Source organism: Streptomyces sparsogenes (assembly GCF_001704635.1).
Classification (GTDB): Bacteria; Actinomycetota; Actinomycetes; order Streptomycetales; family Streptomycetaceae; genus Streptomyces; species Streptomyces sparsogenes.
Window position 1 is genome coordinate 40,699 of record NZ_MAXF01000121.1, and the last position, 14,345, is coordinate 55,043.

Below are 14,345 nucleotides of genomic sequence, written 5' to 3' on the forward strand. Positions count from 1 at the left end.
GCTTGGGAGGTCCGAGCGGTCAGCTCGGGGCCGGGGTGGGCGTGTCGTCGGCCTTGATGTCGAAGTTGATCTTTTTGCCGTCGACTGAGATCACCGTGACCGTCACGCCCAGGGTGCTGCCGTCGGCCGCGGTGAGCTTGCACCGGGTCGTGGTGTCGGCCTTGCCCACGAGGGGCGGCAAGTCGCGTTACGCGCCGTGGTAGAGGCGGTCCAGGTCGATCAGCTCGATCGAGGGGTCGTCGTCGGCGCGGCGGCGCAGTTCGTCGGTGAACCCCCCGCCGCTGTAGCACTGGAGCCGGGTGGCGTCGGTGGCGGTGCCGCGTGCGGTGAGGAGGGCGCGGATGCGCTGGAGGCGTTCCAGGTGCCCCATCCCCATGACGTCGTTCCACTTGGCCTCACCGATCGCGAGCAGCGTTTCTCGGCCGTCGCCGTTCTCGCCATGCGTCGCGACGTCGACTTCGTGGCCGGTCTTCGCCACGGGATCGTTGACGGTGCCGCTGGCGACCCTGGTGACCTGTCCGCCGTGGGTCTCGGGGGCCGCGTGCCAGCGGGCCCATTCCCTGCAGACCTGCTCGAAGTGCGGGCCGACGACCTTGCTGCGGAAAGTGGTCTGGGCGCGCCGCCATACCGCGGTGGCGCGTCCGGGACGCTCGAGGTCGCCCCAGGCGGGGCGCATGACCGCGTGGTAGAAGGTGACGAGTGGTTCGGCGATGCGGTAGGCGGAGCGGTTGCGGCGGAAGGCGTCGGCTTCGTGGGTGATCATGCCGACGTCCTGGAGAACGCTGAGCGGGTGGGCGAGGTCGGTGGATTTCCGTCCGAGGTAGTCGGCGATGCCGCCGCGTGCGGCGTTACCGGCGGCGATGGCGGCCAGGACGGAGTGATAGAGGGCGGTGTCGTGTAGTTCCGGTTCTTCGGCGAGCAGGTAGCGGGGTTCGCGGAAGAGCGGGCGGGCGGGGTTGAGGACGGCTCGGACGACCCAGTCGTCGAAGTCGTCGGGTCCGCTGGGGGTGTCGCCCTGGGTGAACTCGCGGCGGTAGGCGGGGGTGCCGCCGACGATGGCGTTGGTGAGCAGGGCGGTGCGTGGGTCGCTGATCTCCCAGAACTCGGCGGCGAGGCGGAAGTCCAGGGTGGGAACGACGAGTTCGAGGGCGGCACGTCCGCGCAGGGGGGCGTTGCCGGCGAGGAGGCTGCCCATGAAGGACAGAGCGGAGCCGCACAGCAGGAGCCGTACGGGGGTGTTGGCGTGCTGGGCGGTGGGGTCCAGGGCACGTTGGATGATCGAGGGAAGGGCGGGCGAGGCCTTGGCGAGGAAGGGGAACTCGTCGATGACCGCGGTGGTGGGGCCGCCCCGGTCGGCGATGCGCATGAGTTCGGTGACTGCCTCGTCCCAGTGGGCGAAGCGGAACGGGGTGGGCTGGTCGCGGTAGCGTGCGAGGGCTTCGCCGAACTGGCGCAGGGCGTCGGTCTCTGTGGTCTCGGTCGCGGTGAACATGAAGCCGTTGTCGGCTCGGGTGAGGGCGTCGAGGAGGAACGTCTTGCCCTGGCGGCGGCGCCCGGAGACCACGCCGAGCGTGGCGCGCGGCCCGGGCAGGGCGGCGAAGCGGGTCAGTTCGGCCCACTCGAAGTCGCGGTCGAACATCTCGGCGGGTTTGTCCACGGCACACCTCGGCATGAATAGGTGCAGTTATTATATCTCGAGTTATCCATTTTCCGGGACGGTGAGCATGAGGTTACTCCGGGTGTCTCCGGGGGGTCGGGCGCAGCTCAGGACGGCCTCACGCAGCCGGCGATGGCCTCACGCAGCCAGCGATGTGCCGGATCGTCCGCCCGGCGAACGTGCCACGCCTGCTGGTAGGCGAACCGGGGGAGGTCCAGCGGCGGCGTGAACTTCCGCAGTGTCCGGTGCCGCCGCATCGGCCCCACCGCCCGGCCGGCCACGGTCAGGACGAGATCGGTGCCCGCGAGCAGATCCACCGCCGCACTCCAGTGGGGCAGGGTCACGGCGAGACGCCGCCGCAGTCCGCGCGCCGCCAGCGCCGTCTCGATCTCGTCCTGCGCATCGGGTCGCATGGCCACCATGATGTGCGGCCGCTCCAGCCACTCCTCCAGCGACAGCCCTCCTTTCGCGGGCAGTGCCGCCCTGTCCGCCAGGCTGACGAACTCTTCCCGGAAGAGCTCCCGGACCTCGATGTCCTCGGGCGGGTGGGGAAAGACTCCGAGCGCGAGGTCGAGTTCGCCGTCCGTGAGCTGCGCCAGCATCGCCTCCCGGCCGGCCTGGCTGATCGCGAGGTCGAGGCCGGGCGCCTCGCGGCGGACGTGCCGCACCAGCGGGGGCAGCACGATGCGCGCCGCGTAGTCCGACAGCGCGAGCCGAAACCGCCCGCGGGTCAGCGACGGGTCGAAGTCGGGTGCGCTCAGCAACTCGTTCAGGCCGGTCAGGGCGTCTTCGAGGGGCCGTACCAAAGCCTGGGCGCGCGCCGTGAGGACCATGTGGCCGCCCTGGCGCACCAGCAGGGGATCGTCGAACCGCGTCCGCAGTTGCGCGAGTGCGTGGCTGACCGCCGGCTGGCTCTTGTGCAGCCGGAGCGCCGCGCGCGTGACGTGTTTCTCGGCCAGCAGGGCGTGCAGGGTCAGGAGCAGATTGAGATCGGTCCGACGGAGCTCATCCATGCGGCGAATGGTAGGGATGCGCACAAAGCATTTCCATGAGCGAACCTGATGGAGCAGGGTCGAGGCCATGTCCACCATCTCCGGCGCGGACGCCGCGCGCACCCCCTCCACCACGAGTGAATCCCCGCGCCGCGTCCCCATCCTCTGGCTCGCGTTGCTCGCCACACCGGTCGCCGCCGCCAGCAACGCGGCCGTCCTGATCCTGGGCGCCATGAGCCGGTCGTTCGATGTCACCACGGCCACCGCCTCATGGCTGGTCACCGTCTTCGGGCTGGCACTGGCGGTCGCCACGCCCCTGATCGCGACGCTGCTGCGACGGCGCGGCACACGCGCCGCGCTGTGGCTCAGCGCCGCCTTCGTGGCCGCCGGCACCGTGCTGGTGGCCGTCTCGCCGTGGCTGGCGCTCACCCTCGTCGGGCGGGCCGGCCAGGCGGTGGGCGGCGCGGGCATGATGGCCATCGCCATGAACCTGGCCGGCACCGCCCGCCGCATGGGTGTGATCAGCGCCGGGGCCGGGATCCTGGGAGCGGTGGGGCCGCTGCTCGGCGAGCGCCTCACGGACGCGGTCTCCTGGCGGGCGGCGCTGTCCATCCTGGGGGTCACCCTCCTGGCCGTCCCCGCCGTCAGCCGCCACACCGCGCCGGCACCCCCCGCCGAGGGCCGTTTCGACGCCAGGGGCGCGGTGCTGCTGGCGGTCCTGTCCAGCGGACTCGTCCTGCTGCCGTCCAACCCGCTGCCCGCCCTGGGCGTGGCGGCCATCGCCGCCCTCCTCCTGGCCCCGCACATCCGCCGCCGCCCGGACGGCTACGTCCCCGCCGCCGCGCTGCGCTCCCGCCTCTTCCGCGGCTCGGTCCTGATCGCCCTGGTCCTGTCCGCGTCGTACTTCACCCTGCTGTTCGCGGTCCCACGGCTGATCTCCGATCGGGCCGGCTGGACGACCGGCGCGGTGGCGGTGGGTCAGATGATCGCCATGATCGCCGGGTCGGCGTTCACCCTCCTCTTCGCGGCCGTCTCCGCCCGCCTGGGCCGGACCTGGGTGCGAGCGGTCCTGCTCACGGCCGGGGCGCTCGCCGTGGCGGGGGCCGTCCTCGGCCACAGCGCCCCCGTGCTGCTGGTGGCGATCGGCCTGGCCGTCTTCGGTGCCACCGGTGCCAACGCCACCCAGTCCATGGCCGCGGCCTCCGCCGTACCTGACCGGCAACGCCCCACCGCCATCGGCCTGTTCCAGCTCGGCTACCTCATGGGCGGAGCCCTCGGCCCGGCCCTGGCGACCACGCTGGTGCTTCGTTAGCCCGGCCGCCGACCGCCCCCGGTCAGAACTTCGCGTCCGGTAGCCGGGGTCCGCGCCCGGCGCGTAACGTGACCCGGCATGAAGATCCTCATCAGCGCCGACATGGAAGGCGCCACGGGAGTGACCTGGCCCGCGGACGTGCTGCCCGGCACGCCGCAGTGGGAGCGCTGCCGTCGTCTGTTCACCTCCGATGTGAGCGCGGCGGTCGCCGGGTTCTTCGCGGGGGGCGCGGACGAGGTGCTGATCAACGAGGCGCACTGGACGATGCGCAATCTGCTGCTGGAGGAGCTGGACGAGCGGGCGGTCATGCTGACGGGCAAGCACAAGAGCCTGAGCATGGTCGAGGGGGTGCAGCACGGCGATGTGGACGGGATCGCGTTCGTCGGCTACCACACCGGCGCCGGGACCGAGGGCGTCCTCGCGCACACATATCTCGCCAACTCCATCACCGGCGTGTGGGTGGACGGCGTGCCCGCCAGCGAGGGGCGGCTCAACTCGCTGGTCGTCGCCGAGTACGGGGTGCCGGTGGTGCTGGTGACGGGGGACGACCGGACCTGCGAGGACGCCAAGGGGTACGCGCCCGGGGCGCGGTCGGTCGCCGTGAAGGACTATGTGTCGCGGTACGCGGCGGTGTGCCGCACCCCGGCCCGTACGGCGGCGGACATCCGGGCGGCGGCTCGGGAGGCGGTCCCGCTGGCCGTGCGGCACGAACCGGCCCAGGCCGGGCCGTTCACCGTGGAGCTGGAATTCGACGCGGAGCACCTGGTGGGGGCGGCGACCGTGGTGCCGGGCGTGGAGCGCAGCGGAGTGCGGCGCGTCGCCTACACCTCGCCGACCATGTACGAGGGCATCCGCTGCTTCAAGGCGGTCACCACGCTCGTGTCGGCCGCGGTGGAGGAGCAGTATGGCTGAGCCGGGGTCGAGCCGGCCGAGCGGGCCGAATGAGCCGGGCGAGCCGGGCGAGGTGATCGACGAGCGGGCGCTCGAGGAGGTGGTGCGGTTCACCTCCGAGCTGATCCGCATCGACACCACCAACCGCGGCGGCGGCGACTGCGCGGAGCGCCCCGCCGCCGAATACGTCGCGGAGAAGCTGGGCGAGGCGGACATCGCCGCCACCTTGCTGGAGCGGGACCCGGGGCGTACGAACGTCGTCGCCCGGATCGCGGGCACCGACCCGGAGGCCCCCGCGCTGCTGGTCCACGGCCATCTGGACGTGGTGCCCGCCGAGCCCGCCGACTGGAGCGTGCACCCCTTCTCGGGCGAGGTGCGCGACGGCGTGGTGTGGGGCCGGGGCGCGATCGACATGAAGAACATGGACGCGATGGTGCTCGCCGCCGTCCGCGCCTGGGCGCGGGCGGGGGTGCGGCCGCGCCGGGACATCGTGCTGGCGTTCACCGCCGACGAGGAGGACAGCGCGGAGCCCGGCTCCGGCTTCCTCGCCGACGAGCACGCCGACTTCTTCGAGGGCTGCACGGAGGGCATCGGCGAGTCGGGCGCCTTCACCTTCCACGCCGGGTCCGGGGTCCGGCTGTATCCCATCGCGGCGGGGGAGCGCGGCACGGCCTGGCTGAAGCTCACCGCGCGGGGCCGGGCCGGACACGGCTCGAAGGTCAACCGCGACAACGCGGTCAGCCGGCTGGCCGCCGCCGTGGCGCGGATCGGCGAACACCGCTGGCCGGTGCGGCTCACGCCGACCGTGAAGGCCGCGCTGACCGGGATCGCCGCGCTGCGGGGGCTCAAGGCCGACGTGGACGCGGCCGACTTCGACGTGGACGCGCTGCTCGCCGAACTCGGGCCCGCCGCGTCCCTCGTGGAGCCCACGGTCCGCAACAGCGCCAACCCGACGGTGCTCGAGGCCGGTTACAAGGTCAACGTCATCCCCGGCAGCGCCACGGCGTATGTGGACGGCCGGATCGTGCCGGGCGGCGAGGAGGAGTTCCGCGCCACCCTGGACCGGCTCACCGGGCCGGAGGTCGACTGGGAGTTCCACCACCGCTCGGTGGCCCTGGGCGCCCCGGTCGACAGCTCCACGTACCAGGCCATGCGGGCCGCGGTCGAGCACTTCGACCCGGGCGGCCACGCGGTGCCGTACTGCATGTCCGGCGGCACGGACGCCAAGCAGTTCTCCCGGCTCGGCATCGCCGGGTACGGCTTCTCGCCGCTGCGGCTGCCCGAGGGCTTCGACTACCAGGCGCTCTACCACGGCGTGGACGAGCGCGTGCCGGTGGACGCCCTGCACTTCGGCGTGCGGGTGCTCGACCACTTCCTGCGGAGGGCTTGAGGATGGGTGACAACACCGCGGTGACCACTCCCTTCGGCGCCTGGCGGTCCCCGATCGACGCCGCGCTCGCCGCGTCCCACGACGGCCACCCGGAGTACGTGGGCACCGTCGGCGACGAGGTGTGGTGGACCGAACCCCGCCCCGAGGAGGGCGGCCGGCGCACGCTGGTGCGGCGGCGGCCCGACGGCGCGGAGGTCAGCGCGCTGCCCGCCCCGTGGAACGCCCGCAGCAGGGTCATCGAGTACGGCGGCCTGCCGTGGGCCGCCGTGCCCCGCCCGTCCGGCGGCCCGCTCGTCGTCTTCGCCCACTTCGCCGACCAGCGGCTGTACGCGTACGAGCCGGACGACCCGGCGGGCGCCCCGCCGCGCCCGCTCACCCCGGTGTCGGACCTCGGCGGCGGGCTGCGCTGGGCGGACCTGCGGCTGCACGCCGAGCGGGGCGAAGTGTGGGGCGTGCTGGAGGAGTTCACCGGCCCGGGACCGACCGCCGTGCGCCGGGTGATCGCGGCGGTGCCGCTGGACGGGTCGGCCGCCGACGACCGCGCGGCGGTGCGCGAACTGACCGACGACCGCCACCGCTTCGTCACCGGGCCCCGGCTCTCCCCGGACGGGCGGCGGGTGGCCTGGATCGCCTGGGACCACCCGCGGATGCCCTGGGACGGCACGGTCGTGATGGTGGCGGAGGTGGCCGGGGACGGCACGTTCGCGCGGGCCCGCGCGGTGCTGGGCGGGCCGGACGAGTCGGTCGCCCAGGCCGAGTGGGCCCCCGACGGCGCGCTGCTCGCGGCCACCGACCGCACGGGCTGGTGGAATCTGCACCGGCTCGACCCGGCGGAGGCGGACACCGACGGCGGAGCCGGGGCGGGGCGGCCGGTCGCGCTGTGCCCCCGCGAGGAGGAGTTCGGCGGGCCGCTGTGGAAGCTCGGCCAGCGCTGGTTCGCCCCGCTGCCCGGCGGGCTGATCGCCGTCGTGCACGGCCGGGGCGCCGCCCGCCTGGGCATCCTCGATCCGCGCACCGGCGAGCTGGCCGACGCGCCGGGACCGTGGACCGAGTGGGACGCGACGCTCGCCGTGGACGGCAGCCGGGTGTTCGGCGTCGCCGCGAGCCCGTACAGCTCGCCCGAGGTGGTGGAGCTGGACACCCGCACCGGCCACGCCCGGGCCATCGGCGCCGCGCACATCGACCCGATCGACCCGGCGTACTACCCGCGCCCGGTGGAGCGCACCTTCACCGGCCCGGGCGGCCGGGAGGTCCACGCGACCGTGTACCCCCCGCGCAACCCGGACCACACCGCGCCCGACGGCGAGGCGCCGCCGTACGTGGTCTGGGCGCACGGCGGCCCGACCGGCCGCGCCCCGGTGGTCCTCGACCTGGAGATCGCGTACTTCACCTCGCGCGGCATCGGCGTCGCCGAGGTCAACTACGGCGGCTCGACGGGCTACGGCCGCGCCTACCGGAACCGGCTGCGCGAGCGGTGGGGCGTGGTGGACGTCGAGGACTGCGCCGCCGTGGCCGAGGCGCTCGCCGAGGAGGGCAGCGCCGACCGGGCCCGGCTCGCCATCCGCGGTGGCAGCGCGGGCGGCTGGACCGCGGCCGCCTCCCTCACCTCCACCGGGCTGTACGCGTGCGCCACGGTCAAGTACCCGGTCCTGGACCTCACGGACTGGTCCGACGACGGGACCCACGACTTCGAGTCGCGCTACATGGAGACGCTGATCGGGCCGCTCGCCGAGGTCCCCGAGCGCTACCGCGACCGCTCGCCCGCGCACCGCGCCGACCGTGTCACCTCCCCCTTCCTGCTGCTCCAGGGCCTGGACGACCCGGTGTGCCCGCCCGTGCAGTGCGAGCGCTTCCTCGCGGCGGTCGCCGGGCGCGGCGTCCCGCACGCGTACCTCACCTTCGAGGGGGAGAGCCACGGCTTCCGCCGGGCCGAGACGATGATCCGCGCCCTGGAGGCCGAACTGGGCCTGTACGCGCGGGCCTTCGGGATCGCCCCGCCCGGTGTGCCCACCCTGGAGCTCACCGACGGAACCGCGTAGCGTCACCCGCGGCACCGCCCCCGCCGCGGACTCCGCACCGCCCCTGCCACCGACCCACCTGGAGGAGCCAGTTGACACCCCCGAGCGCACCGCGCGTCGTCGGCCGTGATCCGCTGCCCGCCGCCGTGGCCGGCGCGTGGCCGCGCGAGGCCGCGCCCGACACCTGGCTGCTCAGCGTCTCCCGGTACATCTCCGCCATGGACCAGGACCGGCCCGGCAAGATCCTGGACGCCGACGAGCGGGAGCGGGCCGCGCGGTTCGTACGGACAGAGGACCGGCACCGGTACACGGCGGCGCACCTGGGCCTGCGGGAGCTGCTCGGCGGCTACCTCGACCTGGACCCCGCGACGGTGCCGTTCACCCGGGAGGCCTGCCCCGGCTGCGGCGGCCCCCACGGCCGTCCCGCGGTCGCCGGCACCCCGCTGCACTTCAACCTGTCGCACGCGGGCGACCTGGTGCTGTTCGCCTTCGCGGGCGCGCCGATCGGCGCCGACGTGGAGAGGGTGCAGCCCGCGTCCGTCGTGGCCCAGGTGGCCGGCAGCCTGCACCCGGCCGAGCGCGCCGAGTTGGAGTCGCTCGCGGAAGCCGACCGGCCCGCAGCCTTCGCGCGCTGCTGGACGCGCAAGGAGGCGTATCTCAAGGGCCTCGGCACGGGCCTGTCCCAGGACCCGGCGCTCGATTACGTCGGCACGGGGGAGCGGCCGGTGCCGGTCGGGCCCTGGACGCTGACCGACATCCCCGGCGAGCATCTGGCCGCGGCCGCCGCCGATGCCGCCGACACCGGTGGGACGGGGTACGCGGCGGCGTACGCGCTGCTGGGCTGAGGCGCTCCGGCCGCGGCCGGAGCGCGGCGCGCGGGTGTTCGGGGCGGGGACGCTCTGGTCAGCGGCGCCGCGCCGTTGTTCCATGGTCATCACACGGTCGCCGTAGCCGGAGGCGACCCAAGGCAGTCGGAGTGAGGCAGCCCGTGGCAACGAGCGTGCGACGTACCACCCTGACCCTTCCCACCGCCCCGCTCGGGCCCGAGAACCCCCTGCCCGCGCTGCGGCTTCCGCGCGAGGTGCACCGTATCGACGAGACCACGCGGGCCGCGCTGCCCGCCGACATGGCCCGTCAGACCGCGTACGAGCCGCTGCGTTCGGTGCTGCCGGTGCGGCTGCGCGACGGCTACGGGCGCCGGCGGGCCCCGGCCGGTCTGGACGCCCTCGTCCTCGAGAACGACCGGCTGCGGGTCACCGTGCTGCCCGGCCTCGGCGGCCGCGTGCACTCCCTCCACCACAAGCCGACCGGCCGCGAACTCCTGTACCGCAACCCCGTGGTGCAGCCCGCCGACTTCGCGCTGAACGGCGCCTGGTTCTCCGGCGGCATCGAGTGGAACATCGGCGCCACCGGCCACACCACCCTGGCCTGCGCCCCGCTGCACGCCGCCCGCGTCCCCGCGCCCGACGGCGGGGAGATGGTGCGGCTGTGGGAGTGGGAGCGGCTGCGCGACCTGCCCTTCCAAGTCGACCTGTGGCTGCCCGAGGACTCCGACTTCCTGTACGTGGGGGTGCGGATCCGCAATCCGCACCACCGGCCCGCGCCCGTCTACTGGTGGTCCAACATCGCGGTCCCCGAGGCGGAGGGCACCCGCGTCCTCGCCCCCGCCGACGCCGCCTGGCACTTCGGCTACAGCCGCACCCTGCGCCACGTCCCCGTCCCCGCGTGGGACGGCGCCGACCGTACGTACCCGCTGCGCGGCGCCTACCCCGCCGACTACTTCTACGACCTGCCCGAGGACGCGCGCCCCTGGATCGCCTCGCTCGACGAGGAGGGGCACGGGCTCGTCCAGACCTCCACCGACCTGCTGCGCGGCCGCAAGCTCTTCCTGTGGGGCGCCGGGCCGGGCGGCCGGCGCTGGCAGCGGTGGCTGACCGAGCCCGGCACCGGGGGCTACGCCGAGATCCAGGCCGGGCTCGCCCGCACCCAGCTGGAGCACGTGCCGCTGGAGGCGGGCGAGGAGTTCGCCTGGCTGGAGGCGTACGGACCGCTGGCCGCCGACCCGGCCGCGGTCCACGGCGAGGACTGGGCCGCGGCCCGGCGGGAGGTCGAGTCCCGCCTGGAGTCGGCCGCGCCGCGCGCCGCCGTCGCGGCGGCCTACGCCGCCTGGCGCCCGTACGCCGACGCCGAGCCCGGCGAGCGGCTGGCCACCGGCTCCGGGTGGGGAGCGCTGGAGGTCGAGCGCGGCGGCTACCGGCTGCCCGGCACGCCCTTCGACCCGGACACCCTCGGCGAGCAGCAGGAGCCGTGGCGCCGGCTGCTGCGCACCGGCGCCTTTCCGGCCTGGGAGGCGGACGAGCCGCTGACCGACCCCGGCTGCTCCCTGGTCTCCCCGCCCTGGCGCGACCTGCTGGAGGCCGCGCCCTCCACGGCCGCCGCCGAGTACCACCTGGGCGTGGCCCAGTGGCACGCGGGCGACCGCGCCCAGGCCGCCCGCAGCTGGGAGCGGTCGCTGCGGTGGGCGGAGACGCCGTGGGCGCTGCGCTGCCTGGCCGTCGCCGACAGCGTCGCCGGCCACCCGGCCCGCGCCGCGGACCGCCTGCTGCGCGCGATGGACCTGGTCCTGGCCGCGGCCCCGCCGCCGGCGGAGGTGGGCGTGGGCGCGAGCACGGGTGCGGGCGTGGGCGTGGCCGTGGACGAGGACGGGGCTCCGGGCCCGCACGGGCGGCCGGCCCGGGTCCCGGCCGCGGCGACCGCCGGGGTGGGCGCCCTGGACGCCGGGGGCGCCGGGGGCGCGCGGGGTGCGGGCACGCCGGCGCACGCCCCCGCGCGGGCGGGCGGCGGCCATGACGCGGGCGCCCCCGGCGCCGTTGTGCCCGATGGAGCCCCGGGGGAGGTGGGCATCGCGCCGGTCGCCCCCGCCCCGCCGGCCGGCTTCGCGTACCCGGCCGCGACGGAGGCCGCCGAGGCCGCGCTCGGCCGTGAGACGGTCACCGCGCTGCTCGCGGCCGGGCGGGCCGGGGAGGCGCTGACCGTGCTCGGGACGCTGCGCCCCGCCGTCCGTGAGCGCGGCCGCTTCCGGCTGCTCACCGCCCAGGCGCTGCTGGCGCGGGGCGACGCCGCGGCCGCGCGGGCGATCTTCGACGAGGGTTTCGAGGTGGCGGATCTGCGCGAGGGCGACGAGGCGCTGAGCGAGACCTGGTACGCGATCGCGGAGCGGCTCGTCGCGGGCGACGGGGGAGCGGTGACCGAGGACGTACGGGAGCGGGCGCGCGCCGAGCACCCGCTGCCGGAGCGCTACGAGTTCCGGATGCGGCCCGCATAACGGCGGCCGTCGCGGGCACCCGCCGGACGTCCGGGACCAGCGGAACCGGACGTCCGGGGCCGGCCACGGAACCGGACATCCGGTTCTCACACACGGAAGGAGCCGCGACGGTGAACACGCCGCACGACCCCGGCGCCGACCCCGAGGACGAGGGCATCCCCGACCTCCAGGACGGCACCCCCGAGCAGCAGCGCGCGAGCGATCCGCAGCAGCTGCCGGTGCCCGGTGACGAGCCGACGATCGCCGAGTACCGCGCCACCACCAACGAGGGCGCGCGGGAGCGCGAGTCCCTCGACGAGCGGCTGCGCGACGAGGAGCCGGAGCTGTGGGAGCGGCCCGGCGGGGTGGAGGAGGAACGGGCGGGGCTGCTCTACGACGAGCCCGACCCCGACCTGCCGCGCGAGCAGGACGTGTACTCCCAGGAGGGCTCGACCAGCGGGCTGTCCGCCGAGGAGGACGCGGTCCGCATCAAGGACGACGAGGACCTCGGCGAGGAGCCCTTCCCGCCCGCCTGACGGCCGAGTCCGGGCCCGGCTGACGGCGGGCCCGGTCGGCGGCGGTTCAGGGGGGGCGGTTCAGCCGGGGGCCGGGCCCGGCCGGCGGCGGCTCAGGCCGCCTGTCCCTGCTGCCGGTCGACGTACTCGAAGACCGAACCGTCGGGGTGACGGGCCACCAGGTTGCGGCCGATGGGCGTGGGCAGCGGACCGGCGATGATGTCCGCGCCCACGGCCCGCAGATCGGCCACCGCGTCGTCCACGTCCTTCACCGCGATCGTCGCGGTGATCTTGCGGAGGATGGACAGCTCCGCCTCCGGGCCGCTCATCAGGAAGAAGCACCCGACGGCCGCCACCGAGACACCGCCGCGCTGGAAGCGGAGCGCCTCGGTGCCGGTCAGTCGTTCGTATACGGCGATCGCGGCGTCCAGATCCTTGACGCACACCCGTAGCGAGGTCCCGAGAATGTCCATGCGGGCGAGCCTAGAAGATTCATGAAGATCTTGGGGTTCTGGCCCCGCCGTGTGAGCGGCGGGGCCAGACTCGTTGTTGTGGTGATGGGTGAATGGTCCGGAGAGACGGTCGGGCCGGATGTGTGGGAGACCTGCCGGGAGTTGATTCCGGCGGGGAGTGTGTTCGCGTTCCTGGCCGAGCATCGTGGTGCGCTGTTTCCGGTGGAGATGTTCGCGGACATGTATCCATCGGCGAACGGGCGGCCGAGCATGCCCCCGCAGATCCTGGCCGCTGCGATCACCCTGCAGGCCCTGCACGGGCTATCGGACTTCGAGACGGTCCAGGAACTGCGCTGCGACCTGCGGTGGAAGGCCGCCTGCGGGCTGGGCCTCAACGACATGGCCTTCGACCCGTCGCTCCTGGCCTACTTCCGCCGTCGTCTGGGCCGTTCCACCCGCCCGAACCGGGTCTTTGAGGCCGTGCGTGAAGTCGTGAAGGCCACCGGTGTCCTCAAGGGCAAGCACCGCCGGGCACTGGACTCCACCGTCCTCGATGACGCGGTGGCCACCCAGGACACCGTCACCCAGATCATCTCCGCGATCCGCCGGGTGATCCGCGAGGTCCCCGGAGGCGAGGAGACGGCGGCGCAGTGGTGCCGCGCGCACGACTACACCGACCCGGGCAAGCCGAGGATCGCCTGGGCCGACGAGCAAGCACGCGCCACGCTGATCGACGCGCTGGTCACCGACGCGATCAACCTGCTCGGACACCTGCCCGAGCGGGAACTCGGCGAGAAGGCGGCGAACGCGGTGGGCCTGCTGGCCCTGGTCGCGGGCCAGGACGTGGAGCCGGCCGAAGACTCCGACGGGCGTGACGGACGCTGGCGCATCGCCCGGCGCACAGTCGCGGACCGGACCGTGTCCACCGTCGATGCGGACGCACGCCACATCCACAAAAACCGCACCCGCCACCAGGACGGCTTCAAAGGACATGCGTCCTTCGAGCCGGAGACCGGGCTGTTCACCGCCGTCGCGCTCACCAGCGGCCACGGCTCCGACAACCACGAGGCCGCCGTCGCCACCCGCCTGCTCGCCGACGAGGAACCGGACACGCGGTTAACCGTGCTCGGCGATTCCGCCTACGGCACCGGCGACCTGCGTGCACACCTGCAGGCCGACGGCCATACCCCGGTCATCAAGCCGCCGCCGCTGCGGCAGGCCGTCCCCGGCGGTTTCACCATCGACGACTTCCACATCGACCTGGCGGCCGGCACCGCGACCTGCCCGGCCGGACACACCGCCAACCTCGGACAGGTCAAAGCCGACGGTGCCCGCACCGCTCAGTTCAAGCACCTGTGCACCAACTGTCCCCTGCGCGGGCGCTGCACCAGGTCCAAGACCGGGCGCACCCTCAACGTCCACCCCCAGCGCGAACTGCTGTCCGCGGCCCGCCACCAGGCGGCCACCGACCCCGCCTGGCAGGACGAATACCGCAGATGGCGGCCCCCGGTCGAACGCGCCATCGCCTGGCTGGTCGCCAAGGGAAACCGTCGAGTCCGCTACCGCGGCGTCATCGCCAACAACATCTGGCTCCACCACCGCGCCGCCGCCCTCAACCTCCGCCGGCTGATCAACCTCGGACTCACCCGAACCAGCGGCACCTGGCACCTCACCCCAGCCACCCCATAGCCAAGAGGGGGCCACCCGGCCTCCGGCCGGATGGCCCCCTCTTCAAGATCTTCATGAGCCTTCTAGTTGACACGCGCCGGGCGTCATAAGAGGCCCGGAGGAGGTCACCCGCACGGTCCCGGACA

Annotated in this window: 11 protein-coding genes and 1 pseudogene; 8 read left to right on the forward strand and 4 right to left on the reverse strand. The window is 74.3% G+C overall.

The window, feature by feature from the left end:
• Positions 1-19 precede the first annotated feature (19 nt).
• The 3 genes and pseudogenes from BBH68_RS40870 to BBH68_RS25120 form a co-directional block, all read right to left on the reverse strand.
• Positions 20-172 (reverse strand): annotated as a pseudogene (locus BBH68_RS40870) (DUF4333 domain-containing protein); the annotation flags it as partial.
• A 15-nt stretch (positions 173-187) separates the two neighbouring features.
• Complete coding sequence (locus BBH68_RS25115; protein WP_174589092.1) at positions 188-1,639, reverse strand: AAA family ATPase; 1,452 nt, start codon at positions 1,637-1,639, stop codon at positions 188-190.
• Positions 1,640-1,764: 125 nt separating this feature from the next.
• Positions 1,765-2,670, reverse strand: a complete 906-nt coding sequence (locus BBH68_RS25120) for a LysR family transcriptional regulator (protein WP_065965766.1) — start codon at positions 2,668-2,670, stop codon at positions 1,765-1,767.
• Between the two features lie 67 nt (positions 2,671-2,737).
• Between BBH68_RS25120 and BBH68_RS25125 the strand changes: the two genes are divergently transcribed.
• The 7 genes from BBH68_RS25125 (at position 2,738) to BBH68_RS25155 (ending at position 12,100) form a co-directional block, all read left to right on the forward strand.
• Positions 2,738-3,961 (forward strand): MFS transporter, encoded by a 1,224-nt coding sequence (locus tag BBH68_RS25125; RefSeq protein WP_079151187.1) that lies wholly within the window; start codon positions 2,738-2,740, stop codon positions 3,959-3,961.
• A 78-nt stretch (positions 3,962-4,039) separates the two neighbouring features.
• Complete coding sequence (locus BBH68_RS25130) at positions 4,040-4,873, forward strand: M55 family metallopeptidase (RefSeq protein WP_065965767.1); 834 nt, start codon at positions 4,040-4,042, stop codon at positions 4,871-4,873.
• A complete protein-coding gene (locus tag BBH68_RS25135) occupies positions 4,866-6,242 on the forward strand; it encodes a M20/M25/M40 family metallo-hydrolase (RefSeq protein ID WP_079151188.1) in 1,377 nt (458 codons plus the stop codon). Before BBH68_RS25130 ends, BBH68_RS25135 begins: the two co-directional genes overlap by 8 nt.
• Before the next feature lie 2 nt (positions 6,243-6,244).
• On the forward strand, positions 6,245-8,281 hold the full coding sequence (locus BBH68_RS25140) for a S9 family peptidase (RefSeq protein WP_065965769.1): 2,037 nt from the start codon (positions 6,245-6,247) through the stop codon (positions 8,279-8,281).
• Between the two features lie 71 nt (positions 8,282-8,352).
• The gene (locus BBH68_RS25145; RefSeq protein WP_065965770.1) at positions 8,353-9,105 is read left to right on the forward strand and encodes a 4'-phosphopantetheinyl transferase family protein; all 753 of its coding nucleotides are present in this window, start codon (positions 8,353-8,355) and stop codon (positions 9,103-9,105) included.
• Positions 9,106-9,248: 143 nt separating this feature from the next.
• Positions 9,249-11,585 (forward strand): DUF5107 domain-containing protein, encoded by a 2,337-nt coding sequence (locus tag BBH68_RS25150; protein WP_065965771.1) that lies wholly within the window; start codon positions 9,249-9,251, stop codon positions 11,583-11,585.
• A gap of 110 nt (positions 11,586-11,695) precedes the next feature.
• On the forward strand, positions 11,696-12,100 hold the full coding sequence (locus BBH68_RS25155) for a DUF5709 domain-containing protein (RefSeq protein ID WP_065965772.1): 405 nt from the start codon (positions 11,696-11,698) through the stop codon (positions 12,098-12,100).
• A 92-nt stretch (positions 12,101-12,192) separates the two neighbouring features.
• On the opposite strand, the gene BBH68_RS25160 is transcribed toward BBH68_RS25155, so the two are convergent.
• The gene (locus BBH68_RS25160) at positions 12,193-12,552 is read right to left on the reverse strand and encodes a VOC family protein (protein WP_065965773.1); all 360 of its coding nucleotides are present in this window, start codon (positions 12,550-12,552) and stop codon (positions 12,193-12,195) included.
• 84 nt (positions 12,553-12,636) lie between these two features.
• On the opposite strand from BBH68_RS25160, the gene BBH68_RS25165 reads away from it, so the two are divergent.
• Complete coding sequence (locus BBH68_RS25165; protein WP_065960697.1) at positions 12,637-14,220, forward strand: IS1182 family transposase; 1,584 nt, start codon at positions 12,637-12,639, stop codon at positions 14,218-14,220.
• The last annotated feature ends 125 nt before the right edge of the window (positions 14,221-14,345 follow it).

Coding starts and splice junctions, on each gene's coding strand:
- BBH68_RS25135 (WP_079151188.1), top strand. CDS start 4,866: ATGGCTGAGCCGGGGTCGAGCCGGCCGAGCGGGCCGAATGAGCCGGGC.
- BBH68_RS25130 (WP_065965767.1), top strand. CDS start 4,040: ATGAAGATCCTCATCAGCGCCGACATGGAAGGCGCCACGGGAGTGACC.
- BBH68_RS25160 (WP_065965773.1), bottom strand. CDS start 12,552: ATGGACATTCTCGGGACCTCGCTACGGGTGTGCGTCAAGGATCTGGAC.
- BBH68_RS25140 (WP_065965769.1), top strand. CDS start 6,245: ATGGGTGACAACACCGCGGTGACCACTCCCTTCGGCGCCTGGCGGTCC.
- BBH68_RS25125 (WP_079151187.1), top strand. CDS start 2,738: ATGTCCACCATCTCCGGCGCGGACGCCGCGCGCACCCCCTCCACCACG.
- BBH68_RS25165 (WP_065960697.1), top strand. CDS start 12,637: ATGGGTGAATGGTCCGGAGAGACGGTCGGGCCGGATGTGTGGGAGACC.
- BBH68_RS25120 (WP_065965766.1), bottom strand. CDS start 2,670: ATGGATGAGCTCCGTCGGACCGATCTCAATCTGCTCCTGACCCTGCAC.
- BBH68_RS25115 (WP_174589092.1), bottom strand. CDS start 1,639: ATGTTCGACCGCGACTTCGAGTGGGCCGAACTGACCCGCTTCGCCGCC.